The following is a 25,884-nucleotide window of genomic DNA, read 5'->3' as shown; positions in this document are numbered from 1 at the left end:
CGCGCATCAGCGGTGTGATGCGCGGGACTGTGTCTATTATCCCAGCAAACGGCGGGCGATAACCTGCGCCTGGATCTCGGCTGCGCCCTCAAAGATATTGAGGATTCGCGCGTCACAAAGGATCCGGCTGATGGTATATTCCAGCGCGAAGCCGTTGCCGCCGTGGATCTGCAGGCCATTGTCAGCTGCCGCCCAAGCCACGCGCGCGCCCAAGAGTTTCGCCATGCCGGCCTCTAGGTCGCAGCGGCGGTCGTTGTCTTTTTCCCATGCCGAGAAGTAGGTCAGCTGGCGCGCGATCATGATTTCAACGGCCATCATTGCCAGTTTGCCAGCCACACGTGGGAATTCGATCAAGGACTTGCCGAATTGTTTTCGGTCGATCGCATATTGCATCGACACGTCCAGTGCCGATTGCGCCACGCCAACAGCGCGTGCCGCGGTCTGGATGCGTGCGGATTCAAAAGTCTGCATGAGTTGCTTAAAGCCCTGACCTTCTTCGCCACCCAAGAGGTTCTCGCCTTTGACCTTAAACCCATCAAAGCTCAGCTCGTATTCCTTCATGCCGCGATAGCCGAGCACTTCGATCTCGGTGCCGGTCATGCCCTCGGTTGGGAAAGGGTTTTCGTCGGTACCCGGAGTTTTCTCGGCGATGAACATCGACAGACCGGTATGGTTGGTGGTGTCAGGCTTGGTGCGCGCCAGAAGGGTCATGATTTGGGTGCGGGCGGCGTGGGTGATCCAGGTTTTGTTGCCAGTGATTTCCCAATCGTCGCCGTTTTTCACAGCGCGGGTGCGCAGCGAGCCAAGGTCGGATCCGGTGTTTGGTTCAGTGAAAACAGCGGTTGGCAGCACTTCGCCGCTCGCGAGTTTCGGCAGCCAGTGTTGTTTCTGCTCTTCGGTGCCGCCGCAAAGGATCAGCTCGCAGGCGATCTCAGGCCGCGTGCCCAAAGAGCCGACGCCGATATAGCCACGCGAGAGTTCTTCGGTGACAACCGCCATAGACGCTTTGGACATGCCAAAGCCGCCGTATTCCTCGGGCAGGGTCAGGCCAAAGACGCCCATATCTGCCAGTTCCTGGATGGTTTCCAGCGGGATCAGCTCGTCCTTGAGGTGCCATTCGTGGGCATGTGGCAGGACTTTTTCAACAGTGTAGCGGCGGAATTGCTCGCGGATCATCTCGAGCTCTTCGTCCAGACCCGAACCGCCGACGGTGAGGTTGGCCGATTGTTCTTGCATCAGCTCAACCAGACGCAGACGCGCGGCTTGGCTGTTGCCTTGGTCACAGAGCGTCATGACCGCTGGGATCATCAACCCGCGCATTTCATCCTGGGTCAGGCCCATGTCTTGCAAGCGAATGATCTCGCCCTGGCTCATCGGGATGCCGCCATAGATCTGCCAGAGGTATTCGCCGAAAGCGATCTGGTGGATCAACTGTTCAATCTCGCCGAATTTACCTTCGGACTGCAGCTTTTCCGCCCAACCTTGCATTTGCTTGAGCGATTGCGCGTAGGTTGCAAGCCAGGCCAACGCATGGGCAGCCGTCTGGTTTTCCTCGATCTTGCCGCCAGAGACGCGGCCTTCGACCGTGACCATCCCGCGCAGTTTTTCAGTTGCGGTGTCGACCAATGCATCCACCGGGGCAAGCGCCGCGCCGGTCAGATCCAGAAGATCAGAAATCAATGCAGATTGGGTCATGTCGAGGTCCTGTCCGTCGTGCGCCATGAATCATATCCTTTGTTATGCTGCAGTGTGACATATCTATTATGCATCTGCAGCGCAATTAAAATACGTCAAGAGCATTAAATGAATAAAAATGTTACGCGACGAAATTTCGCAGCACTCGGTTAGAGATCGACTTTCAACACGCCGCCCGGGTCTTTGGCGCGGGATTGGCAGAGGATGATCTGGCTTTCGCGTTGTTTGTTTGAGAGCACAAAGTCGCGATGCTCAGCCTCGCCCTCAAGCAAGCCGCATTTGCAGACGCCGCAGATTCCGTCGGAACATTTCACATCCACATGCACGCCGTTTTCGGCCAGGACGTCGGTGGCGATCCGGTCGGCAGGCACAAGGATCTGGCGGCCGTCGTTCAGTTCCAGCGTGAAATCGTGGTTTTCATAGTCGGGCTGCTCTGGGACGTTGAAATATTCCAGATGACGCGCCTCTTCTGGGAACCCTTGGCGTTCGGCGGCCTGCATCACGCCCTCCATGAAGCGATCTGGCCCGCAGGTATAAACGTGCCAGCCCTCTTGATAGTCTTTCAGCACCGCATCCAGATCGGCGCGGGTGCCTTCGTCAGAGAAATGAAAGTGGACTTTCTCGGCCCATGGGAAGCCTGCGAGATCGTCGAGGTATCCGGCCGAGGCGCGGCTGCTGCAGGAGTAATGCAGCGCGAAATCGGCCCCAAGCGCATGCAGTCGGTGCGCAAAGGCGATCATGGGCGTGATGCCAATGCCGCCGCCCATTAGGAAGGTCTTTGTGGCGGTTTCGTCCAGCTCAAAGTGGTTAATCGGCTTGCTGACAAAGACACGGCGGCCCTCGGTAAAGATGCGATGCAGGAACTTCGAACCCCCACGTCCCTCGTCTTCACGCAAGACGCCGATCTCATAGGTGCTGCGGTCGGCAGGGTTGCCGGACATGGAATATTGTCGCAGGAACTCCGGCGCGACGACCACATCCAGATGCGCGCCTGCACTCCATTCGGGCAGAGGGCTGCCGTCAAAGGCGGTGAAGACGTACTTGGTGACATCCGATGTCATCTTCTCGACCTTGGCGATTTTGGCCATGACGACGGGGCTGTCGGAGTCGATGGAGAAGCGGTGGATATGGGCGGTTTCGCCTTGGGCGGATTTCGCTTTGTAGTCGTCCGCGGAAATCATCTCCTCATAGGCTTTGATGCCCGCCTCGCGGTCCATTGGGAAAGGGTAGGGGTGTGGGTGCGGCGCGAGCATGGCCGGGTAGACCGCGAGCGTTTGATCTTCATATTTCAGATCCAGATCAGTCTGCAGGTCGCGACGGTTCACGGGCTCATCCGTCGGATGATACCCGCCGTCTTCGCCGAGTTTCAGGTCCCACCACCATTTCTTGGTGTCATTGAGGCCGCCTCGTTTCATGCGGTCATCAAGCTTCGCGAGCACCGGCGCGGCGGAGGGGATATTGGAGGCAGCCCATCGGAAGGGGGCCTCGGCAAAGAGGCCTTCGAGGTTCCAGGGGCAGGTCTTCATACAGCGCCCGCACATGGCCCCGCCCGGCGTGGTGATCCGGTAGGTCGCGCATTTCTGGCTGTCGGACTTCCAGATCTCATAGCCGTTGAACATCAGTTTCGGACCAGCGGTGATCGCGCCCGAGGGGCATTCGCGGGCGCATTTGTTGCAGTTCTCGCAAAAGTTCTGCAGGCCAAAGTCGATGGGCTTGTCATGCGCCATCGGCATGTCGGTGGTGACAACGCCGGACTTGAGGCGCGGGCCAAGATATGGGTTCAGGATGACCTCGCCGATACGCGAGACTTCTCCGAGGCCTGCCAAGAGGAGCAAGGGTGGCTGGAGGACCTCGCCGTCCATCACCGTGTGAGCCTTGGCCTGATAGCCGAGGTTGCGGATCTGTTTGGCGATGACACCGCCCAAAAGCGAGAACCGCAGATAGGCGCGCATGGATTGGGCGACGGCGATCCAGTCGTCGCCGGAACTGCCTTCCATCGTTTCATAGCCTTGGTCGATGATCATCGAGATGGCTTGATCTTGGGTCGGATGGATCTCGGCTCCTGTGGCGTCATGGCTGTACCACGTCCAATCGGGGCATTCGGAAATCCCGACGGCGTCCACGCCAAGGAAATAGCTGGCGGCCTTGATATTGGCCGCGTTGCGGTGCGCGTCTGTCGGGCGGGCGCCGTCAGGATTGGCGGGGCCGTCTTGCAACAGCACAAAGGCCCCTAACGCGCGGCGTTGCGCAATAGAAGGCGCGGCTTTGCGGGCATAGTAGCCGCCTTTGGCATTGTCCTGCAGCGTTTTGCCCATGTCGCCAAACTGCGCGCGGGCGAACATATCGGCGCGTTTAGGCACGCGGGCGACATTGACGCGGTCGATGTAGGTGGTGGGCTCGTCGACGCGTTTCAGCCGTTCAAACGGGTGCGGGCCATTGGCGAAGTTGCGTTTCTTATACGGGTCGCCGTTCAGAGCCCCCTTGGCGTGACCTTTGCCGAGCCACCAGCCGGGGCCCTGGGTAGACCAATAGGGCTGGGCCTCCATAGGGGCGATGGGCGCATCGATGGTCAGATCAAGCGCGCAGGTGACCGCTGCGAGGCCGAAATTGCTACCGATCCAAGGGGCCGCAATGCCGTCCCCGTCGACATAGCCGAGACCCGCAGCGACAGCGAGCCTGTTGAGGTCTACGTCCGAGGCCGTCGCGGAATGGGATTTGGCCGAGACGCCAAGAATGCGCAGGTAGTTTCCGATGACGCTGGCGGTTTCATTGGCACGCAAAGCGGCGCGGTGGTGCAGAGCGTCCTTGAGCCAATCGACGCCCGGTTCCTCGCGGATATCGCGGGGGTTTTCATAGAGGAAAACGATGGCGTGGGTATGGGTGTCGATGGAGCTGGGTTTGGCCTCGATGCTGTCGCGCAGATCCGCCATGATGGCGTCGATGCCAGCCGCAAGCGTCTTGGTTTGGCGGGTGCGCAGGTCCTCAGAGAGGCGCGCCACGCCGGGGTTCACGCGGGTCTCGGCAAGGTGTGCTTCACTCGGTAGGCGGCATATCCCCACCATCGAGGCGTCGCTGAAATAGCCGAAAGATTTCAAATGGTTCGCGCGTTCTTCAGGGCTCGAAGGGATGCCGCTCTTGGCGGGGTTCACCAGGCCATCGCGCAGGGCATCCAGCATGGCTTGGTATTCGTCCATCGCGTTTACGATGCTCTCGGGCATGTCGGGGCGCACGAAGGATAGGGGTCTCATCGCGGGGACTTGGGTGAAGTCCGCGGCCTCGATCCGGGTCAGTTTTTCCAGCGGGTACGGGCCGAGATGGACGGGCCGTTTCTTGTCAGAGAAAAACCGAACCGTCATGCCGCATATCCTTCTTCACGGGCCGCACGTCAAAGTTGCGTGGGCTCTGCTACAGAAGCGACTTTAGTGGAAAATTAACGCTTTAATAGACCCTTTGGTCAAAAGTTCTGGTGATGATCCACTGGCAGCCCGCTTGGAACCGTTTCGGGCACGACGGACGCCTGTGCTGCGGCTTTTTCGCCAGTCAGAGCGCCAAGAAATGCAACTAGCGCGTCGATATCGTCTTCGCTCACCTGTTTGAGCGCAATGTCGAGGACACCCGCCTGCCGCGCCATTTCAAATCGGTCGTTTTGGATCATGAAATCAGCAGCTCGGAACCAGGGCACATCGGGCAAGACCAGATCGCTGCGTTGCCATGTGGCGCGGCCTTGTTCCGGGTTCATGTGGTGGCGCACCATGGCTTCAAGCGTTGGGTAAGCACCATTGTGGCCGTAGGGGCCCGTCAAAGCAACATTGCGCAGCATTGGCGTGCGGAACCGGTAGGCGTCGGCCAGGCTGTCGCTTTCCCCCATGCGGCCGACATCACGGTTGATCAGGTCAAATTTACGGGTGCGCCCGGGGCCAAAGGCAGGCAAGCCAAGCGCGTGGAATCCTTGGTCAGACAGCAGCTCGCCTGCGTGGCAATTCGAGCATCCTGCGGTGCCAAAGAAGAGCTCCATGCCCTCGCGCTGCAGATCATTCAACGCAGTGGAGTCGCCTGCGAGATAGGCGTCAAAGGGGCTGTCGAAACTGGTGAAGTCTTGGATAATAAAAGCAGAAATCGCGTTGGCGATCTCGACCATCGTGACGTCCTCGGCGGTGTCGATGTTGTCATAGGCAGACACAAAAGCCTCGCCATAGGCCGGGATTGTCCGCACACGTTTGGCGAGGATCGGCCAGACATTGTCGATGCGATCAAACCGAGCACCGACGACTTCGTTCTCGCCTGTATTGCCTGCCATTTCGATCTTGGAGGTCACGGGGAACATGGCTTGCGCCGCGAGGATGGTCTCAAGCCCCATGGGCAACCATTCTTCGGCGGGCGTGTCAAAGCCGTTTCCGTAAATGTCGTCAACGCTGATACGCCCATCATGCATGACCACATCGATGTCTTTGTGGCCCAGATTCCAAAGCGCTGGCGCATTGCGTGGCACGCGCCGGATGACGGGGTTTTCACCGGTTTCGGACTCGCGTTTCGGACCCAATCCGACCCCGCCTTCACCCAGGCCAAGGGACAGGCCATCCGACGTGCCAAATGCCGGATGGTGGCACGTCCCACAGCTAATATTTCTGTTCCCCGACAATATTTTATCGTAAAATAACAGTCGACCGATCTCGGCCTTTTCTGGCGAGTGGGGTAGGAAATCTGACGTGGTCAGAGGCTCTGGAAGATCCGCGGATAAAACCGGGCCTGCCAGAAGGGCTGACAGCGTAATTGGGAGTAGACGATGAAGAAACATGTGCTTGCTTTGATGCTTTTGGCGGGGCCCGCTTTTGCCGATCTGGAGACCGCGCGGGATCTGATGGAAGCGGGTGAGTTTGAAGCGGCGCGCGAGATGTTCTTGCCATTGGCGCGCTCTGGCAATGCGGACGCCGAGGAATTGATCGGCGTTATGTATGCGATGGGTCTGGGCGTTGAGCGCGACGATCAGCGGGCGTTTGAATGGTATCTGCGCAGCTCGCTCAAGGGCCATCCCGGCGCGCAATCCGGAATCGGATGGTATTATGAGATCGGACGCGGCATGCCTGCGCCGGATCTGGTGCGCGCTTATATGTGGTACACTTTGTCCGCCATCGGCGGCGATCCCGACGCGGCGATTAGCCTTGAAGAGGTGGTCAAAAAGATGACCCAAGCTGAGATCGATAAAGCGCATATACTCGTCGAAGATTACAGAAGTTGGATGTACCCACTTCGTTAATTCTTTACGAAAAAGCCTTCATGTACAGGCAAATATGCGTGTTTGCCTGTACTTTTTTCACTTACGCAGCGACCGAGTTCCCAACCTTCTTCGCATAGCGCTTTGGTTTGCCGGTTTCCGGGTCAATAATGGTCTCAACCGAGTACTGGCAGATGTATGCACGACGCGGTTTGTCGGTGGTGTTTGGCCCGGACCGATGCAAAGTTTCTGACGAGAAGGCGACAATCGTGCCCGCGGGGCACGTCATGGCCTTGCCCGGATCTTCGCCGGAATAGCCGTTGAGCTCATTGCTTTCCTCAAGCCATTTATGAGGGTCGAGCCCCGGAGACTCATCAAGATTCCTTGGCAAAACATAGACACAGCCGTTTTCTTCGGTCGTGTCATCAAGGGCGATCCAAACCGTCAGATAGGCTTTGTGATCAAACCCCACATAGGCGCCATCCTGATGCCACGCAAAGCTGGCGCCGGTACCCGATCCCTTAACTACGAACTGTTCGTTAAACAGTGTGCCGGAATCGCCAAGGCAAGTTTCATTGATCTTTGCGATTGTGTTTCCCAGCAGAAAGGCCTCGAGTTCGGGGAACTCTTCGTGGCGGTGTGCAAGAAACCGACGCGCCGATCCCAGGCCGATTTTATGTTTGCCGCTGTGCCCGCCGTCGTCGATTGGTTCGTCCAATAGCGTCTGACAGCTTTGACGCAGCATTGACAGCTCGGCGTCGGACAATGCGCTGGGGAAAACCGCATATCCGTTTTCGCGAAATGACTGATGTGTAGTGTTCATCATGTTTCTCCTCTCTTATATTGCAAAATATCGCAATAATTTCGGTATTCTTTGCGAATTTAACCAATTACATTGCATTTATGGTCGATATTGCCGCACACCCGCTTATCGTTGATGAACCAGGAGCTGCGATTTGGAAGCGCTCCGATCAGCCGGGCCATGCTTTCCGTCCGCAACGCCATGCTGAGCTTGTGGTTCTCTTGGCGACGGCTGGACAGGCCAGCTATTTCATCGACGGAAATATAGTAGAGCTGACGTCGGGCACGTTGCTCTGGGCGCTTGCGGGGCATGCGCATTTCCTGATGCAAGATTCCAGTGATTTTGACATGTGGGTGCTGTTGATCTCTGACCGAGTTCTGACCAAGGAGCTGCGCAAGTCCCCCCAATTTCCGCCTTTGACCGAAGATGATCGCGGAGGGGCGCAGTTTGCGCGCGTGTTAAGTGGTGCAGATTTGGACGCGTTGACGAGATTAGCCGGTCTTGTGAAAGAGACGGCGGATCCCGAGGCGCAAAGGGTTGGCTTTCAATGGTGGATGACGCGCGCCTGGACTGCCTGGCAAAATGCATCGACGGGCAAACGGCGCGCTGTGCATCCTGCCGTGGACCAAGCCGTTTTATCGATAGAGACGGATGTGACCAAAAGCTGGGAGGAGGTTTGCAAACCTATCCCGCTCAGCCCGGGTCGCCTGGCGCGATTGTTTAAACAGCAGACCGGGCAATCACCCTTGGAATTTCGTAATGAGCGGCGGTTGCAGCGCGTAGACGATCTTATGAACTTGACCAACCCGCCGGACTTGTTGACGGCCTGCCTTGATGTTGGCTTCGGCAGCTACTCTCAGTTTTTTCGCGTCTTTCGAGACCTTAGAAATATGTCGCCCCGAAGCTATTATGCTCCGGGGCGACACGAGATTTTGTCAAAAGATGTGAACGATTAGTTCAGGTCTTTCGAACGTCCTCCGTTGATGTCTGCTTCTGCTTCAGCAACAGCTGCGGTCAGAGCGTCAAAGATTTTTTCGCCACCTTGAACGTTCGCTTTGAACCAGTCGTAAACAGGTGCCGCGGCGTCTTTGAATGCAGCTTTTTCTGCTGGGGTTGGAACGTAAAGGTCACCACCACCGGCAACAAAGTCAGAGTACGCCTGAATGGACTTACGCTTAGGAGACGCGAAAGTCGCCTGTTGCAGTGCATAGAAGCCGTCAACAATAACAGTTTTCAGATCATCTGGCATGCCCATGAAGGTTTCGTTGTTCATCCACCACAGCGCACCCATGTAGGCGTGGCCGTCCAGAGTTACGTACTGCAGACCCGCATCTGGGAATTTCATACCCATGATGTCGGTGATGCCGTTCTTGGAACCTTCAACAACGCCGGTCTGGAAAGAGGTGAAGAGCTCTGGCCATGGGATCGGCGTTGGGGATGCACCCAAGGCACGTACCAGTTCTTGCGGCAGGTCGGCCACAACAGTCCGGATTTTCAGGCCTTCCATGTCGGAAGGATTCTGAATGCGGCGCTGCGTGTTTGCGAAGTTACGCCAGCCGCCGGTGTTGCCGATGGTCATCAGGCGGATGGTTCCACCGGAATCTTCCAGCGCCATGTCACGCATTGTGCGTGTGAAATCGCCAGACATGACGTGCTCTGCAACACGGTCGTCTGCCATCAGGTAAGGCAGGTCGAGAACCTGAACATATGGGAACAGGCCTGCTGCACCACCGGAGGTCGAGATGTTGATGTCGATGGTGCCGTCAGAAACACCCTGCAGACATTCCGCACCGTTGGAACAAAGCTGCGTACCGATGAACAGCTCGACTTCAATCGCGCCGTTGGATGCGGCTTCGACATAGTTTTTAAAGACGATCAGACCGTCATAGTCTTCGTCGTTTTCGTTGGAGTTGGCTGTTGCACGCAGCTTGTAGTCTGCGGCCGTCGCCGTCATCGCGGCACCGGCCAAAAGGGCCGAAATCGCGACGGATTTGATCATAGTTTTGAGCATTTAAGGTACCTCCCATAGGCTCTTTTCTACTTGTTAATTCAAAAACCCGGTCAGACGCGGAACAGTCAGCGAAATCGCGGGGACAAAGGTGATCAAGAAGATCACGAAGATTTCCACCGCAAGGAAAGGCAGGATCGCCTTTGCAATGGTGGCCACCTTTTCTCGGGACACCGCCGCGGCCACGAACAGCACCAGCCCCATGGGCGGCGTGGCGAGGCCAACGGTCAGGTTAACGGACATGATGATCGCAAAGTGGATCGGCTCGACACCAAGGCCCAGGAACACGGGGCCGAGGATTGGGCCAAGGATGATGATCGCGGGGCCTGCGTCCAGGAACATACCAACGACGAACAGCAGAAGGTTGATCAGGAACAACAGAAGCAGCGGGTTCTCTGTGAGCGTCAGGATCCATTGCGCCAAGAGCTCCGGTGCGTGGCTGAGGCTGACGACGGTTTTAAACGACATCGCCGCGCCAACCAGCAACAAAACAACAGCAGAGGTGATGCCCGCGCGGGTCAGGACGTCTGGCAGCTCACGGACTTTTAGCGTGTTCAGAACAAAGAGCCCGATGACCAGTGCGTAGGCTACTGCAACGGCTGCGGCCTCTGTCGGGGTGAAGACTCCGCCTAGAATGCCGCCCAGAATGATGACAGGCGTCATCAGAGGGAAGAAGGCTTTCAGCGAAGCCTGACCCCGTGCTTTCCACGTGTATTTTTCAGTTGCTACAGGGAAGTCATAGCGGTCTGCCATGACTTTGATCATCAGCATAAGGCCAACACCCACGAGAATGCCGGGGACAATGCCTGCAAGGAACAGAGCTGCGACGCTTTCGCCCATCACATAGGCATAGATGATCATAATGCCCGAAGGCGGAATGATCGGGCCGATGACCGAGCTCGCGGCGGTGATCGCGGCTGCGAAACGGGTGGTATAGCCCTGTTTCTCCATCGCAGGGATCAGCATGGAGCCAAGTGCCGAGGTGTCCGCAACCGCCGAGCCCGACAGCCCCGCAAAGAGCATAGAAGACAGGACGTTGACGTGGGCAAGGCCTCCGCGGAAGTGACCCATGAGGGCCTGGGCGAATTCGACCAGACGCAGGGTGATGCCACCGCGGTTCATCAGTTCCCCTGCCAACATAAAGAAGGGGATGGCCATCAGCGGGAAGCTGTCCATACCGTTATAGAGGTTACGATACAGCAGCGTGATATCCCGTTCCTGACCGGCCAGCCACAAAAGCGCGCCGGGGGCTGCCAAGAGGCAGAAGAACACCGGCAGACCGATCAGGAGGAGGAAAAGGAAGACGGGTAGGAACCAGAGCAACATTATTCAGCACCTCCAGACACAGGGCCGCCAATGACGGGCAGGCTCGCGCCTCCGCCGAACAGGGAAATCACACGACGCAGGATCAGCTCGACATTTACGAGGATCAGCAGCACAACACCGATGAACAAGGACAACATCATCCAACTGCGTGGCACGCGGAACCATTCGTCAAAACCAAGCGAGGTTGGGACATAAAGCGACGCTGTCGCGAAGCGGCCACCGAGGCCGTTGACCTCTTTCCAGCCGATCTGGACGGCAAAGATAAGCACGACCAGACAGACCACCAAAAGGATGATCTGCAAGAGTTGCAGGGCTTTAGAGGGCAAGAGCGAGTCAATCACATCAATCGCCACAAATCCTCCGCTGCGGAAGGCTGTGGGTGCCATGAGGCCGGTCATCCAAAGCATACAGAACCGCGCGGCCTCATCGGGCCACGGCAACGCATTGTTCAGAATATAGCGGAAAAAGACCTGGATCAGGATGGCCACCACCATCGCCGCCACTGCGACAACGCCGATGCCACGACCAATGCGCAGCAAGAGGTCGTTGATCACCTTAAACACCGTGGCCAAAGCCAGCAAGAAATTCATATTTTTACCTCCCACGCGGTCTTGAGGGGACCGCGGCCCTTAGTCGTTTGTCGAGAAGACTCCCATTTTTCCTTTAAAAAACCCAAGAGCCTCGCCGTCGCTGCGCATCGTGGCGCGGTCGATGGATCCCAGAATGATCGTGTGATCTCCAGCATCGATGGTTTGGACTTGGGTACATTCGAACCGCGCCAGACAGCCGTCGATCAGGGGCGCATCTCCCTGATTGAGCGTCAAATCCATATCGCGCAGCCCATAGGCGTCTTTCGCAATCGCCCAGCACAGATCAGCTTGATCTGCGGCCAGAACGTGAATGGCATAGTGTTTTGCATTCAGAAAATGCACCGCCCGCCGAGATCCCTTGTCCGGCGACCAAAGCGCCAAGGCAGGGTCCAGAGAGACGGACGAGAAACTATTGGCGGTGATCCCGATGGGGCCGTCTTCGGTCATAGCGGTCACGATGGTGACTCCGGTGACAAACCGACCGAAAGCATCGCGCAGAAGGCGCGTGTTGTCCGCGTCTGGAACAAAGCTTTCCTGAGTTTCGGTTTGCGTCATGACGTTCACGGAACCTCCTTGCCGAGCGCGGCCTCATAGAGAGTGAACCATGCTTCGCGGCTCAAAGATACTTTCATCGCGTCAGAAATGGTCTTGATGCGATCGAGATTGTTCGTACCCAGCACCGGCAGAATGTTCGCAGGGTGGCGCAAGAGGAAGGCCACGGCAACGGCCGCCCGATCTACGCCGAACTCGGCAGCAATCGCGTCCATGCGTTTCGCCAGATCGCTGTCCTGCGTCATCAGTCCGCCGCCGCCCAGAGGCGACCATGCCATCATTGGCTGGCCATTCTTCTGGTGGAACGCGATGTCGCCATTGGTGAAAGGTGAGATTTCTGACAGAGAGATTTCCAGCTGGTTGGTGACAAGCTTATTGCTCATCGCCGATTGCAGCAGATCCCAGTCCCACGGGCGGAAGTTCGATACGCCGACGCTGCGCACTTTGCCTGATTTTACCAGATCATCCAGCGCCGCGCCGGTTTCCTCGTGATCCATGAGTGGATCCGGGCGGTGGATCAGCAGCAGGTCGATGTGATCAATGCCCATGCCTTTGAGCGACTGGTCGACAGAGGCTTCGATATGGGCACGAGATGTATCGTAATATTTCACCGGCGCATGGGACCAGCGACCGATTGGCGCGATGATGTCGCATTTGGTGACGATCTCCATCTGGTCGCGCAGCGCAGGGTTGGCGCGCAGGGCACCGCCCAGGATCTCTTCGGCGCCATAATCGCCATAGATATCGGCCTGATCAAAGGTGGTGATGCCTTGGTCCAGACATGCCTGAATTTTTGCCTCGACATGGGCTGGCGAGGTGTCTTCGACATCGCCAATGCGCCACATGCCATAGACCAGACGGCTGAAGCTGAGATCAGAAGTGAGGGATACGCGATCCATTATTTGCGCTCTCCTACGCCCAGTGGCGTTGCAGGTGTTGATGCCGGAACGCGGCCATAAGCCTCTGGCATCGAACAGGTTTTCAAATGTGGCATGACGAGTTTGCCGAAATATTCGGCCTCGTCAATGTGTGGATAGCCCGAGAAGATAAAGGCGCGGATGCCCATCTTTTGGTACTCTTCGATCTGGCTCAGAACCTGATCTGCGCTGCCGACGAGGGCCGCGCCACAGCCCGAACGCGCGCGACCGACGCCAGTCCAAAGGTTTGGTTCCACGTAGCCGAATTTATCCGCCAGCTCGCGCGCTTTCGCTTGGTGCGCCACGCCCAGCGAGATGCTGTCATGCGCGCGGTCGCGGATCAGTTTGCCGTATTCGTCATCCAGCTTGGACACGATGTATTCTGCGTATTCGCGGGCCTCAGCCTCGGTGTCGCGGACGATCATGTGAACGCGCAACCCATAGTCCAGCGTGCGGTTGTACTTCTCGGCCACCGCGTTCACGTCTTTCATGCGCTGGGCGAGGTTTTCCTTGGGCTCGGGCCACATTAGATAGACGTCGCAGTGCTGACCGCAGAGGTCGAGCGCCGCAGGGGAGTAGCCACCGAAATAGAGCAGCGGGCCGCCGGTTTGGTAGGGCTTGGCCGGATCGGTAGTGAGGCCTTCGAAATTATAGACTTCGCCCTTGTAGTTGATTTCGTCCTGCGTCCAGGCTTGTTTCAGGATCTCAACCACTTCACGAGAGCGCTGATAGCGGAAGCCGCTTTCGGCCACTTCGCCGGGGAAATCCGAGCTGATGATGTTAACGGTCAGTCGCCCCTCAAGCATGTGATCGAGCGTCGCGATGGTGCGCGCCAGCATGATCGGCTGCATCTCACCACAACGTACAGCGGCGAGCAGGTTGATCTTTTCAGTGATGGGCGCGCAGCCGGCCACAAAGCTCAGCGTGTCCTGGCCAACCTGATAGGAAGAGGGGCATAGGATGTTGCGAAAGCCCTGCGCCTCTGCGGTTTTCACGATGTCAGAGCAATGTTTCCAGGACGACCGCAGATCGCCATTCGGCACGCCCAGAAACTGATAATCGTCCGAGCAAAGTGCTGAAAACCAAGACACTTCTGCGGCGTCTAGGTCTGGCGACGTGATTGGAACGACGGTCATTGATTCCTCCGAAGGCGAGCAGGCATTTTCATCTTGCATAACCAGCGCTTTGATGTAGATCAATGGTGTATCAATTTTTTTTGTTAGCGGTAGCGCGGTCACATGACGTCCATCGGCGAAGCAACAGCGATCCCTCTTTACTTGCAGATCAGCGAGACTCTGATCCGCGAGATCGGCTCTGGCCGACTAGAGGATGGCGCGCGTTTGCCGCCAGAACGTGCGTTGGCCGTGCGGTTCAACACGACCGTGCGCACGCTTCGCAAAGCTCTGTCAGAGCTTGAGAAAAAAGGCCTTTTGGAGCGGATCCAAGGGTCTGGCAACTATGTGCGCAGTAAGGATCAAGTCCTCAGCATCTATTCGATGCTGCGTCTGGAGCTGCATGAGGGCGGCGGGCTGCCGACGGCGCAGTTCCTTTCCGTCGATGAACTCCGGAAACCCTCGGACCTGCCGGACTTCGGACGCAAAGGCTGGGGCACGCGATTCCGCCGGTTGCGGTTCATGGATAAGATTCCGGTTGCGGTCGAGGAGATTTGGCTCGATGGATCCGCCGGTCACGTGGATCCCAAACAGGTGCAGGATTCGATGTACCGCTACTATCGCTTGGCGCTGGATGTCTGGATCAGCCGCGCCGAGGATCGAGTAGCGATCGGAACCGTCCCTGACTGGGCACCCGAAGCTTTCGGGAAATCCCACGGTGACATTACAGGATATGTAGAGCGGTTGAGCTGGGCCAAGGATGACGCCCCCATAGAGTTCTCCCGCACTTGGTATGACCCAGACAAAGCACTCTACGTGCAGCGTCTGACTTAGGAGCAAGAATGTCTAAAACGACACATTACGGAATCATCGGCTGTGGCATGATGGGCAACGAACATATGCGCAATATTGCGCTGTTGCCGGATGCCAAAGTCTCTGTGATTTTTGAGCCCGACGCGGGGATGCGTCAGGCGGCACAGCATGTTGAGCCAGACGTGAATTTTGCCGACAGCATCGAGGATCTGCTGGCCTTTGAGGACCTGGATTGCGTGCTTATCGCCAGCCCGAACTTTCGCCATGTGGAACAGCTGGAGCTAATGGCCGAAAAACGCGCTTTGCCGGTTCTGGTGGAAAAACCGCTCTTCACGGATCCGGCGGATGTCGCTCGGATGGATGCGTTTATTACGACCTACCCGGCACCGGTCTGGGTTGCGATGGAGTACCGCTATATGCCGCCGATTGCTGCCTTTCTGGAGGCGGCCGATGAGGCGACTGGCGGCATCAAAATGCTGACCATTCGCGAGCATCGTTTCCCGTTTTTGCCAAAGGTCGGCAACTGGAACCGCTTTAACGCCAAATCCGGCGGCACCTTTGTTGAGAAATGCTGTCACTTCTTTGACCTGATGCGCCTGACCATTGGGGCCGAGCCCGTGCGGGTCATGGCCTCAGGCGGGCAGGATGTGAACCATCTGACGGAAACCTATGACGGCGTGGCTAGCGATATTCAGGACAACGGCTATGTCATCGTCGATTTCGACAATGGCGCGCGCGCGATGCTGGAGCTCTGCATGTTTGCCGAAGGGGCAGAGTATCAGGAAGAGGTCTTTGCCGTCGGCCCCAAAGGCAAGGTCGAGGCACAAGTTCCGGGGCCGGGTCGGTTCTGGCCAGCGCATCTTGGCGATGCCCCTGTGCCGAAGCTTGTCATCAGTCCGCGTAACCCCAAGGGGCCCGAAGTACGGGATATTCCGGTTGATCCTGACATCCTTGAGGCCGGCGATCACAATGGCTCGACCTTTTACCAGCACCAGAAGTTCCTCGAACTGGTGCGCGGAGAGCGCTCTGAACCGGAGGTCAGCTTCAACGACGGCAAGATGGCCGTGCTGATGGGCATGGCGGCGCAGCTCTCGATTGCAGAACAGCGGGTCGTGAAAATGAGCGAGCTGCTCTAAACAAAGTTCAGAGGCCCTGCGGGGCCTCTTTTCCTTTATGAAGTGTCGCTTTCTGCAATCAGATTTCGGGAATCTGCAGGCTTTGGGCACCGCTTGTTCGCATGATCTCTGTGAAAAGGAGAGCCATATGAACGCACCACTTCAACGAGGCCGCGGCGGCGGACGTGCCGCCCGCAGGGCGCTGCGCACAGCCGTGAATTTCGACATGCTGCCGGGTTTGACCCGCAAAATTCCGCTCTGCGAAGTGATGGACGGCGCGCAGGTCGAAGCAATTGATGCGGCTTCGATGGATATCCTTGAGAACGTGGGCGTTCAGTTTCGCGACGAGATCGCCTTGGCGGATTGGAAACGCGTGGGCGCCAAGGTTGAAGGAGAGTTGGTCTATCTGGATCGCGGCCTGGTGCGTGAATTGATCGCGACGATCCCGTCTGAGTTCACCTATCACGCGCGCGATCCGCAAAAGAACGTTGCGTTGGGCGGCAATGCCTCGGTCTTTGTGCCGATGACCGGCGCGCCGTTCTTGCGCGATCTGGAAGACGTGCGCCGCAATCCGACGCTGGATGACTTGGCGATGTTCCACAAGCTCAGCCACATGCTGCCAGCGCTGCATTCCTCGGCGCATCATATTGTCGAGCCATATGATCACCCGATCAGCCACCGGCATTTACGGATCACCTATTCCTCGATGAAGCATTCCGACAAAATGTTCATGGGCATGACCACCAGCCCCAAGAACGCCGAAGACGTCATGGACATGTGCGCGATCCTCTTTGGTGAGGACTTTATCGACAGCCATCCGGTCACGACAGGCAATTGCAACGGCAATAGCCCGCTGGTTTGGGATGAAACCATGCTGGGCGCGATGCGGGCATTCTGTAAACGCAACCAGCCCGTGCTCTGCTCGCCTTTCGTCTTGGGCGGCGCGAATACGCCGGCCTCTGTGCCTGCGACCGTGGCACAGCTAAACGCGGAGGCTTTGTCCGCGTTGGCCTATACGCAGGTCATCCGCAAAGGCGCGCCTGCGATTTATGGGCATTACCTGTCCACGGTTTCGATGAAGTCCGGCGCCCCCATGGCAGGGACGCCCGAAATCAGCCTGATGAATTTTATGATCGGCCAGATGGCGCGCTATTATGATGTGCCTTGGCGCACGTCCAACACGCTTGGCGGTGCGAAGACTTTTGACGCGCAGGCGGGGTACGAAAGCGCCACGACTCTGCAAGCGGTGATCCACGCGGGCGCGAATTACATCTGGCATTCCGCCGGATGGAACGAGGCGGGGATGCACTGTTCTGTCGCGAAATTCATCGTGGATGCGGAGCAATGCGCAATGGCCTATCGCATGGCAGAAGGCCCTAAATGGGGTGATTTTGATGCGGCTTTGAAAGCGGTTCCAGACGTCGGGCCAGGCGGGCATTACCTTGGGCATCCGCACACACAGGACAACTTCCAGGAAGCCTTTTTCATGCCAGAGCTCTTTGACAACAACTCGATCGAGCAATGGGTGGCCGAAGGCGAGATCGAGATCACGGAACGGGCCTTGGGGCACGCGAAAAAGCTCTTGAGCGAATACCAGGAGCCGACGCTTGACGTGGCCAAGAACGAAGAGCTGCTGGATTATATCGCGCGGCGCGAACGCGAGATCCCAGCAGAGGATGCGCTGAACCAAGATTACTAGGTGCGCCTCCGGTGGGGATATTTTGGGCAAGAGAAAGATTGGTTTCATCTTGCCCAAAATACTCATCTTTGCGGGCGGCTATTCGCTGCGCGCGCGATGTTCTTGCCAGCGCAACACGGCATTGCCTCCGATCTGGCGGAAAGGCTGCGGGGGCAGGCGGCTCGGGCGCGACTCTGATGTGAAATGATTGGTGATGTCCGATGTGACTCCACAGGCCAATTCCGCTGCACCCATGCCGGTCAGCGTGCCGCGAGCGGTGCCTAGCCCATTCTGCACACAGGCCGAATAGACCCCATTCTCGATCTCGCGCATGACGGACACGCCGTTCATGGAGAGGCAGAGATGCCCAGCCCAGACGTGCTCCATTTGGAGGCCTGCAAGTTGTGGAAAGCGGCTGTCGAATTTTCGCTGCATGACGCGCGCGGCGCGGGCCATGTCGCGCGGCGAGGGTTTGGTGTTGGGCTTTAGAATCGCGCAGGTGCGTGTCACGATGCGGTTGCCGCCTTGGGCGGTATCGATCCGGCGCATGGTGGTGCCCATAGGGTCTGAAGGAGTGATACCCCATCGGCTTTGACCACCAAGTTTCGCGAGGGCTTCGTCATCCAGATCCGGCGTCATGGAAGCATACAGGAAGAGCTGCATGAGGCGTCCTTTTTCAACGCCAAAGCTTTCTAGATGACCGTTCACTGACAGAATGACTTTGCCGGTCGAGACCGAGCCGTTCCGCGTTTTGACCACCCAAGCGGTGGCGTCTTTTGCGATTTCCACCACGGGGGACTGTTCATAGATGTCAACGCCGTCGCCGCGCAGGCCGACTGCAAGGCCTCGGATATAGCCCGCCGGTTGCAGCACGACTGTGCCCGGTGTGTAGAGACCTGATTGATAGTGCGCGCTGCCAGTCAGTTCTTTCATTTGTTGCGCATCGAGTGCTTCTGAGGTTTCGCCCAAAGACGCCAGATGCGCTGCGTAGCTGTCGTTGTGGGCCTTGGCGCGCGGGCTGGCGGCTCCGTTTACTTTGCCGCATTCGTCAAAGTAATTGCGGTCGATTTGGTAGTCTGCAACGGCCTCGCGCGCAAAGGAAATGGCCTGACGATTCAGCCGGATTATGGCCTTGTCATCACCGCTGCCAGCATAATCATCTGATGTCAGATCATGCGGCAGGTCGATCATAAAGCCAGAGTTGCGCCCCGCCGCGCCTTCAGCGATATGCCCGGCTTCCAGCACGACGATTGAGGCGTCTGGTGCAAGTTGCATTAGGCGGCGCGCGGCGGACAGGCCGGCAAAGCCTCCGCCGACAATCACGAAATCCGCGGTGTATGATCCGCTCAATACGGATCCGTATGTTTGCGGGCCGAGAATGGTGTTCCACGCCGCCGGGCCGAGGTGGACCGGCAGGCGTTTAGCGCGATACGCCATCAGTCGACAGCTTCGTCGTCGTCGTCAGACAGGTTGATCCAGATGGTTTTGAGCTGCGTGTATTGGTCATGGGCGTGAATAGAGTTGTCGCGCCCGCCAAATCCTGACTGTTTATAGCCACCGAAGGGGGTCGAAATATCGCCTTCCCCAAAGCTGTTGACCGTCACCGTGCCCGCCCGCAACTGCCGCGCGCCGCGAATGGCGCGTTTGGAGTTCGCAGTGAAAATCGACGCACAGAGCCCGTAGTCGGTGTCATTGGCGATAGAAATCGCTTCGTCCAGACCCGAGATCTCGATGACCGAAAGGATCGGGCCAAAGATCTCTTCACGCGCCAGACGTTGATCGTTGCCAGAGATCTCGACCATCGTGGCTTCGACGAAGGCGCCATCATGGGATGTGCCTCCGAAAATGACCTCGCCTTCGCCCAAATAGCTGCAGACCTTGTCAAAATGCGCCTTGCTGACCAGAGCACCCATGCGGGTTTCCGGGTTCAGCGGGTCTCCGATGTTCCATTGCTGAGCGTGATGCGTGATGCGCTCGCACAGTTCGGCTTTGACGTCCTTGTGGACGATCAGGCGTGAGATGGCTGAGCAGTTTTCGCCCATGTTCCAATAGGCGCCGTTGACGATGTGCTGCGCCACGCGGTCGAGGTTCTCGGCGTCATCCATGACGATGGCTGGGTTCTTGCCGCCCATTTCCAGCACGACCTCTTTGGCGTTGCTTTCCGCCGCATAGGTCAGGAAGCGTTTGCCGGTGGCGGTGGAGCCGGTGAAGGACACCATGTCGATGTCCATATGGCGGCCGATGGGCTCGCCGACCTCAGCGCCGCCGCCGGGGAGGATGTTGAGGACACCCGCAGGAATGCCCGCCTCAGACGCGAGTTCAGCCAAGCGCAAGGCGGACAGGCTGGTTTCCTCAGCAGGCTTGACGACCACAGAGCACCCCGCTGCCAGCGCGGGGCCGATTTTCCAAGCCAGCATCAGAAGCGGGAAGTTCCAGGGCAGCACCAATCCAACGACCCCGATGGGTTCGCGGATGACCATCGCGATGTGGTCATCAGAGGCAGGGGAGACTTGATCGTAGATCTTATCAATCGCCTCGGCGTGCCATTTGATGCAGTGGATGCTTTCAGGGATGTCCACGGTGGCGCAGTCATAGATGGTTTTGCCGCTATCAAGGCTTTCGATTACCGCCAGCTCGTTCTGATTGCGCGTCATCAGTTTGCAAAGCCGGATCAAAACGTCTTTGCGCTCGGACGGGTGCATTTTAGACCAGCGCCCGTCGTCAAAGGCTTCGCGGGCCTTGGTGACGGCGAAATCCACGTCCTCGGATCCATAGGCCGCGATCTCGGTCAGGACATCTCCGTTGGCGGGGTTGGTCGTGGTGAAGGTCGCACCCGTTGCCGCAGGTCGATAGCCGCCATCCACAAAGCCCGCATTCGGCAGGGTCAGATTGTCGGCGATGGATTTGTATTCTGCATGTGTGAGCAAGTCGGCCATAGCTTATTTCCCCGCCTTAATATCTGCGATTGTGGATTTGAGAACGCGTGTCACCTGTTCCAGCGCGCGTTTGTCGTCTTTGTTCAGCCCCTTCAGAGGGGCGCGCATGGCACCGGCGTCGATGCCGTTCATGGTGACGCCATGTTTGATGGTCTGAATGAATTTGCCGCCCTGCTCGAGCACCCGCATCAGAGGCATCATGGCGGACATGATCTTGCGCCCCTTGGCAAAGTCTCCTTCGACAACGCAGGCCTCATAGAGGGCCACATGTTCTTCGGGTAGGAAATTGGACCCACCGCAGACCCAGAAAGGCGCACCCCAGGCGAAGAATTCGAGCGCTTGGTCGTCCATGCCACAGCCCAGCTGGATATGCGGGTAGTCGCGTGCCAAAAGGTGGACGCGGTTGATGTCGCCCGAGCTTTCCTTGATGCCGCAGAAGTTGCGAGACCGGACCACGCGGTCAAGGAACTCTTCGCCCATCATGGTACCAGTGCGGTGTGGGTAGTTGTAGAGCATCACGGGCAGGTTCGCAGCCTTGTCAATCGCCAAAGCGTTCAGCGCGTTTTCGCGATCGGTCGGCACGGCATAGGGCGGCGAGGCCAAGAGGATCGCGTCGGCACCCATCTCGCGCGCGGCGGTGGCAAGGGCGATGGAATCCGCAGTCAGCATCGCGCCTGTGCCCACGACCAGCGGCACGCGGCCGTTGATGCGGTCTTTGGTGAACTGCGCCAGCTCGACACGTTCAGCCACCGTCTGGGCATAGTTCTCGCCGGTAGAGCCGCCGGAAATCATGCCGTGTACACCGTTAGAAATCAGAAATTCGATCACCTCAGCCAGAGCGTCCCAATTGGGCGTGCCATCGGCGTGGTAGGGGGTGACGACGGGCGTGTAGATGCCGTCAAATCGGAATATTGGGGTCATTTGGTCCTCATGCAGGCATATGTTGGGGAAGACTGCCAAGCGGCATGTCCAGAGCGTCCGGAAAAACGAAGAGCTCGATCTGATTGCGCGACAGGTTCCAGTGGTCGATGGCCAGTTGCGCGGCGGTGTCAGCGTTCCGCGCCTCGATGGCCTCGATAATGGCGTCATGTTGGCGGCTGGCCAGTTCACGCTCTTTGCTGAGGGCGCTGGCGGAGGGATTGTAGAAGGTGATGCTCAGGCGCGCGTGATCGATCAGAAGCCGATTGAAGGAGGGCTGTAGATAGATATTGGCGGCCATCTCTCCGGTGATTTCATGGAAGCGATTGTTGGCCAGAGCGCGATCGGCCGCATGGCCTACGTCGAGCGCGTGTTTGAACGCGGATTGCGCGTCTTTCAGCGCGGTGATCTGAGCGCGCGTGGCATTGAGTGCAGCCATACGCAGGATCGCACCATAAATCATGGGGGCGGCCTGAAAGAAGCCGCGCATCGTCGCAAAGGACATGTCCGATACGCGCGCACCTCGGTTGGGTTGCAGCGTTAGATACCCTTCGCCTGCCAGTTCACGCAGTACTTCGCGCAGAGGGGTGCGCGACAGGCCGAATTCTTGCGCGAGCTGCGCCTCATCCAAATCCGCACCCGGCGCGAGCGACGTCGTGAGGACCGCAGACCTTATGTGATCCGCGAGCGCGCGTTTGGGGCTTTTGTCTGTGTCAGGCATCTTGCATTTCGTCTTAGGTTGCGAATCTTGTATTTGAGAAATATACAATATGTATACAAAATTGCGACCCCGTTCCAGAAATGACCGACACGCCTGTTCAACGTTTCACCTTTATCCTTGTTGAAGAGTTCTCTCATCTCGCGTTTTCCTGCGCCGTGGAGCCGTTGAGAATTGCCAATCTGGTCAGCGGCAAGACGCTCTATGACTGGCAGTTGATTTCCGAAAACGGAGAGACAGCGACCTGTTCAAATGGCACTGTTTCGCTGGTGGATGGTGGGCTTGAGGACATACAAAGCAGTGCGCGGCTGTTTGTGCTGTCTGGTATCCACATGAAAAACCACGTGACCTCAAGCCTGCTGGCGGCCTTGCGTCGACTCAGAGCCATGGGCACGCCTTTGGGGGCTTTGTGCTCCGGGGCGTGGATCCTCGCAGAGGCGGGCTTTTTGGACGGCAAAGAAGCCTCGATCCACTGGGAGTATCACGACAGTTTCAGCGAAGCCTTTCCGGACGTGAATCTGGTGCGCAATGTTTTTGTGGCAGATGCGCCCTTTTTGACAGCCTCTGGGGGAACCGCGACGGCGGATCTGATTTTGCATCTGATTGAGGCGGAGCACGGAGAAGAGCTGGCGCTCGCCGTGGCGGACCAGATGGTTTACAACGCTGTGCGCGCGGCGACCGCCGAGCAGAAAGTGTCGCTGCAGTCGCGCAATGGCATCCGAAATGCCCACCTGGTGAAGGCGATCACGATGATGAAAGAGGGGCTAGAGACGCCAGTTTCGCCGACCGTCATCGCCGAAGATCTGGGTATTTCGACACGCCAACTTGAGCGTCTGTTTGGCAAGTTCCTGAACACGTCTCCTAAGAAATATTATATGGAACTTAGATTGGATAAAGCGCGGAATCTTTTGGTGCAGACCGATCAATCCATAACGGATGTTGCGCTGGCCTGCGGCTTTGAGAACTCGGGGCATTTTTCGCGGGCGTATCGCACGGCTTTTGGGCATGCGCCCTCGCTGCAAAAGTCAAAACTCACTTAGGGCCAGTGGGCGGAAACTCTGAAAGTTTCCGTCGGCGATTTCTTTCAAAGAAATCGTGGCCTCTAGCTTTCCCGTGGTCGAAGGCTTAGGCACAGCCTATGACCAAAATGACCCTTTTTGCTGTTTGCCCGCCCGGGCTTGAAGACGTCCTGCTTGCGGAAGTTACCTCACTCGGCTGGTCCGGTGCGCAAGCCATACCCGGTGGTGTAGAATTTGCAGGTGATTGGCAGGATGTGTGGCGGGCCAATATGTGGCTGCGCGGTGCAACCCGCATTTTAGCGCGTCTGGGGTCTTTTCGCGCCTTCCACCTCGCGCAGCTTGATAAACGTGCCCGGAAATTTGACTGGGCGTCGGTTCTGCGTTCCTACGTTCCGGTGAAGGTCGAAGCAACAAGCCGCCGTTCCAAAATCTATCATGCGGGGGCCGCCAAACAACGTGTCGAACGCGCGATCTCTGAAACGATTGGGGCCCCAATTGGCGGAGACGACGCGATTGGGATCAAAGTTCGAATTGAGGATGACCTTGTCACCATCAGCCTCGATACCTCTGGCGAAAGCTTGCATAAACGCGGCCATAAAGAAGCGGTTGGCAAAGCTCCGATGCGTGAAACGCTTGCGGCGCTCTTTATGCGCTCTTGCGGGTATGACGGACAGGAACCTTTGCTGGATCCCATGTGCGGGTCTGGCACCTTCCCCATTGAAGCTGCGGAATGGGCTATGGGGTTGGCGCCGGGGCGTGCGCGCAGCTTTGCGTTTGAACAGCTCGCAGGTTTTGAGGCAGAGACCTTGGCGGATATGCGTGCGTTATCTCCAACTCCAATCCCGCTGCGGTTCTTTGGATCTGACCGCAATGCAGGCGCGATCCAGATGGCGCAGGCCAATGCCCAACGCGCGGGTGTTCAATCAGTTACGTCTTTTGAGCAGGCGGCGATCAGCGATCTAAAACGGCCGGACACAGCGCCGGGACTTGTGATGATCAACCCACCGTACGGCGCGCGTATCGGCAACAAGAAGCTTCTCTATGGTCTCTATGGATCCATGGGGCAGGTCTTGATGGACCAATTTCAGGGGTGGCGTGTTGGGATTGTGACGTCTGACACTAGCCTTGCGCGCGCCACTGGTCTGCCGCGCCTGAAAAACGGCGCGCCTCTGCCGCATGGAGGTCTAAAGGTGCGGCTGTTTCAGTCTCAACTATAGGTTATTCAGCCGCGACCGGCACTTCGGAACTGAGCATCTGTGTAAAACGGCTGGCGGCTTCGCCCATCATATGCGTGATCCGTCCACCTGAAATCGTCGCCTCAATCGCCTTGGTGTCCGCGTTCACCACCACAAGGTCTGCGCGTTTCCCATAGTCTATGACGCCCCGATCACTCAGGCGCAGCACGTCTGCTGCATTGGTCGAGATCATAGCCCAAGCTTTTTCCAGAGGCATGACGTCGTCCTCGGCCAGTTTAAAAGCTGCCTGCGCCAAGGCCGGATAATAGTAGTCAGAGACCAGCACGTCGCAAAGTCCAGCCTTTACCAAATCTATGGCTGCAATATTGCCTGATTGGCTTCCGCCCCGAACAATATTGGGTGCGCCCATCAGCACTGGGTCATTCACAGCCTTTGCCAAAGCCGCTGGGGTGCGCGCAGTCGGAAATTCACAGACTTTTGCGCCGATCAAAGAATAGGTCTCGCGCGTGGTGCCATCTGGGTCATCGTGACTGCCATAGGTAACGCCCATCTGGTCAAAGGCCTCGGCCAGTTTGCACAGGTGACGCGGAACGTCCTTGTCCTGATCGCGGGCGGCCCAAACCATAGCCATATGTTCTTCAGAGGTGCGGCCATTCTTTTTGGCCCAATGGGCGATGTCTTCAGGGCGGGCGTGGCTCATTTCAATCGCCTCATCGAGGTGATTGTTAAAGATCACATAATCGACGCCAAATTTTTTGATTGCGGCCAACAGGCGCTCGCGCGTGCCCACTGTATGGGTTTCACAGCGAATTTGGACGCGCAGATCGGTTAACATGCGGGGACGGTAGGCTGCGACTGCCGCAAGAAATTCTTCGGCGAAGTCAGGGCCGCGATGTCCACCCTCCCAGCTCCAGCTTTGGGCCATCCATGCGGTTGTGACGCCATTGGCCGCGGCATCCCGGTCTGTGGCGCGCAACCCGGTTTCCAATGGGAAAGGGGCTGAAGGGCGCGGGGCCATATGCCGTTCAAACGCATCCCCATGCAGGTCAATGATGCCAGGTAGGATCAGATAACCGGTCAGATCGACGGCCGGGAATGGGCCTTTAGAGATCAGCCCATTTGCAATTGCTACCGAACGCTGTTGCAAAGATCCGTCGCGCAGGACAGTCGCGCCTGTCAGGCGCAAAGGGGAAAGATGAGAAATCATTAAACTGCTCGCCACTGTTTGAGGCGGAGTTACACCAGTTTTATGAACTCATCATGACAAAAACCCTTGT

Annotated in this window: 22 protein-coding genes; 7 read left to right on the top strand and 15 right to left on the bottom strand. The window is 57.6% G+C overall.

Features of this window, described 5'->3' with window-relative positions; translation table 11 throughout:
* Window positions 1-36: 36 nt before the first annotated feature.
* From WG622_RS10485 to WG622_RS10475, 3 genes are all read right to left on the bottom strand, one after another.
* Complete coding sequence (locus WG622_RS10485; RefSeq protein WP_339403532.1) at window positions 37-1,722, bottom strand: acyl-CoA dehydrogenase family protein; 1,686 nt, start codon at window positions 1,720-1,722, stop codon at window positions 37-39.
* Window positions 1,723-1,844: 122 nt separating this feature from the next.
* Window positions 1,845-5,051 carry a reductive dehalogenase gene (locus WG622_RS10480; protein ID WP_339403531.1) on the bottom strand — a complete coding sequence of 1,069 codons (3,207 nt, stop codon included), beginning with the start codon at window positions 5,049-5,051 and terminating at the stop codon, window positions 1,845-1,847.
* A 98-nt stretch (window positions 5,052-5,149) separates the two neighbouring features.
* Window positions 5,150-6,490: a cytochrome-c peroxidase gene (locus WG622_RS10475; protein WP_339403530.1), complete on the bottom strand. Its 1,341-nt coding sequence runs from the start codon at window positions 6,488-6,490 to the stop codon at window positions 5,150-5,152.
* Between WG622_RS10475 and WG622_RS10470 the strand changes: the two genes are divergently transcribed.
* The gene (locus WG622_RS10470; RefSeq protein WP_209355306.1) at window positions 6,479-6,949 is read left to right on the top strand and encodes a tetratricopeptide repeat protein; all 471 of its coding nucleotides are present in this window, start codon (window positions 6,479-6,481) and stop codon (window positions 6,947-6,949) included. The genes WG622_RS10475 and WG622_RS10470 overlap by 12 nt on opposite strands.
* 61 nt (window positions 6,950-7,010) lie before the next feature.
* Here the strand turns inward: WG622_RS10470 and WG622_RS10465 are convergent, their stop codons facing one another.
* Window positions 7,011-7,733, bottom strand: a complete 723-nt coding sequence (locus WG622_RS10465) for a phytanoyl-CoA dioxygenase family protein (protein WP_339403529.1) — start codon at window positions 7,731-7,733, stop codon at window positions 7,011-7,013.
* Between the two features lie 77 nt (window positions 7,734-7,810).
* Between WG622_RS10465 and WG622_RS10460 the strand changes: the two genes are divergently transcribed.
* Entirely contained in the window at window positions 7,811-8,665 is an 855-nt protein-coding gene (locus WG622_RS10460) for an AraC family transcriptional regulator (RefSeq protein ID WP_339403528.1), read from the top strand.
* Here WG622_RS10460 and WG622_RS10455 read toward each other — a convergent pair.
* From WG622_RS10455 to WG622_RS10430, 6 genes are read right to left on the bottom strand one after another with little or no spacing between them, the layout of a single operon-like run.
* Window positions 8,662-9,720 carry a TRAP transporter substrate-binding protein gene (locus WG622_RS10455; RefSeq protein WP_339403527.1) on the bottom strand — a complete coding sequence of 353 codons (1,059 nt, stop codon included), beginning with the start codon at window positions 9,718-9,720 and terminating at the stop codon, window positions 8,662-8,664. The genes WG622_RS10460 and WG622_RS10455 overlap by 4 nt on opposite strands.
* A gap of 33 nt (window positions 9,721-9,753) precedes the next feature.
* The gene (locus tag WG622_RS10450; protein ID WP_339403526.1) at window positions 9,754-11,043 is read right to left on the bottom strand and encodes a TRAP transporter large permease; all 1,290 of its coding nucleotides are present in this window, start codon (window positions 11,041-11,043) and stop codon (window positions 9,754-9,756) included.
* Window positions 11,043-11,633, bottom strand: coding sequence for a TRAP transporter small permease (locus WG622_RS10445; protein ID WP_339403525.1), 591 nt, complete (start codon window positions 11,631-11,633; stop codon window positions 11,043-11,045). Before WG622_RS10445 ends, WG622_RS10450 begins: the two co-directional genes overlap by 1 nt.
* Before the next feature lie 39 nt (window positions 11,634-11,672).
* On the bottom strand, window positions 11,673-12,188 hold the full coding sequence (locus WG622_RS10440) for a flavin reductase family protein (protein ID WP_339403715.1): 516 nt from the start codon (window positions 12,186-12,188) through the stop codon (window positions 11,673-11,675).
* 5 nt (window positions 12,189-12,193) lie between these two features.
* Window positions 12,194-13,084, bottom strand: a complete 891-nt coding sequence (locus tag WG622_RS10435) for an aldo/keto reductase (protein ID WP_339403524.1) — start codon at window positions 13,082-13,084, stop codon at window positions 12,194-12,196.
* Window positions 13,084-14,238: an LLM class flavin-dependent oxidoreductase gene (locus WG622_RS10430; RefSeq protein ID WP_339403523.1), complete on the bottom strand. Its 1,155-nt coding sequence runs from the start codon at window positions 14,236-14,238 to the stop codon at window positions 13,084-13,086. The genes WG622_RS10435 and WG622_RS10430 overlap by 1 nt, the downstream gene beginning before the upstream one ends.
* 102 nt (window positions 14,239-14,340) lie before the next feature.
* Between WG622_RS10430 and WG622_RS10425 the strand changes: the two genes are divergently transcribed.
* From WG622_RS10425 to WG622_RS10415, 3 genes are all read left to right on the top strand, one after another.
* Window positions 14,341-15,048 carry a GntR family transcriptional regulator gene (locus tag WG622_RS10425; RefSeq protein WP_339403522.1) on the top strand — a complete coding sequence of 236 codons (708 nt, stop codon included), beginning with the start codon at window positions 14,341-14,343 and terminating at the stop codon, window positions 15,046-15,048.
* 8 nt (window positions 15,049-15,056) lie between these two features.
* Entirely contained in the window at window positions 15,057-16,163 is a 1,107-nt protein-coding gene (locus WG622_RS10420; protein WP_339403521.1) for a Gfo/Idh/MocA family protein, read from the top strand.
* A gap of 127 nt (window positions 16,164-16,290) precedes the next feature.
* Complete coding sequence (locus WG622_RS10415; RefSeq protein WP_339403520.1) at window positions 16,291-17,841, top strand: trimethylamine methyltransferase family protein; 1,551 nt, start codon at window positions 16,291-16,293, stop codon at window positions 17,839-17,841.
* 78 nt (window positions 17,842-17,919) lie between these two features.
* On the opposite strand, the gene WG622_RS10410 is transcribed toward WG622_RS10415, so the two are convergent.
* From WG622_RS10410 to WG622_RS10395, 4 genes are read right to left on the bottom strand one after another with little or no spacing between them, the layout of a single operon-like run.
* Window positions 17,920-19,260 (bottom strand): NAD(P)/FAD-dependent oxidoreductase, encoded by a 1,341-nt coding sequence (locus WG622_RS10410; protein WP_339403714.1) that lies wholly within the window; start codon window positions 19,258-19,260, stop codon window positions 17,920-17,922.
* Window positions 19,257-20,756, bottom strand: a complete 1,500-nt coding sequence (locus tag WG622_RS10405) for an aldehyde dehydrogenase (RefSeq protein WP_339403519.1) — start codon at window positions 20,754-20,756, stop codon at window positions 19,257-19,259. The genes WG622_RS10410 and WG622_RS10405 overlap by 4 nt, the downstream gene beginning before the upstream one ends.
* 3 nt (window positions 20,757-20,759) lie before the next feature.
* Window positions 20,760-21,677: a dihydrodipicolinate synthase family protein gene (locus tag WG622_RS10400; protein ID WP_339403518.1), complete on the bottom strand. Its 918-nt coding sequence runs from the start codon at window positions 21,675-21,677 to the stop codon at window positions 20,760-20,762.
* A gap of 7 nt (window positions 21,678-21,684) precedes the next feature.
* Complete coding sequence (locus WG622_RS10395) at window positions 21,685-22,395, bottom strand: GntR family transcriptional regulator (RefSeq protein WP_339403517.1); 711 nt, start codon at window positions 22,393-22,395, stop codon at window positions 21,685-21,687.
* A gap of 80 nt (window positions 22,396-22,475) precedes the next feature.
* Here WG622_RS10395 and WG622_RS10390 point away from each other — a divergent pair, with 80 nt between their 5' ends.
* Window positions 22,476-23,432, top strand: coding sequence for a GlxA family transcriptional regulator (locus WG622_RS10390; protein WP_339403516.1), 957 nt, complete (start codon window positions 22,476-22,478; stop codon window positions 23,430-23,432).
* A gap of 98 nt (window positions 23,433-23,530) precedes the next feature.
* On the top strand, window positions 23,531-24,628 hold the full coding sequence (locus WG622_RS10385; protein WP_339403515.1) for a THUMP domain-containing class I SAM-dependent RNA methyltransferase: 1,098 nt from the start codon (window positions 23,531-23,533) through the stop codon (window positions 24,626-24,628).
* A gap of 1 nt (window position 24,629) precedes the next feature.
* Here the strand turns inward: WG622_RS10385 and WG622_RS10380 are convergent, their stop codons facing one another.
* A complete protein-coding gene (locus WG622_RS10380) occupies window positions 24,630-25,814 on the bottom strand; it encodes an alpha-D-ribose 1-methylphosphonate 5-triphosphate diphosphatase (protein WP_339403514.1) in 1,185 nt (394 codons plus the stop codon).
* Window positions 25,815-25,884: the final 70 nt, after the last annotated feature.

Source organism: Cognatishimia coralii, from assembly GCF_037478305.1.
GTDB classification, from domain to species: Bacteria; Pseudomonadota; Alphaproteobacteria; order Rhodobacterales; family Rhodobacteraceae; genus Cognatishimia; species Cognatishimia coralii.
This window is presented reverse-complemented; position numbering and strand designations above follow the sequence as displayed.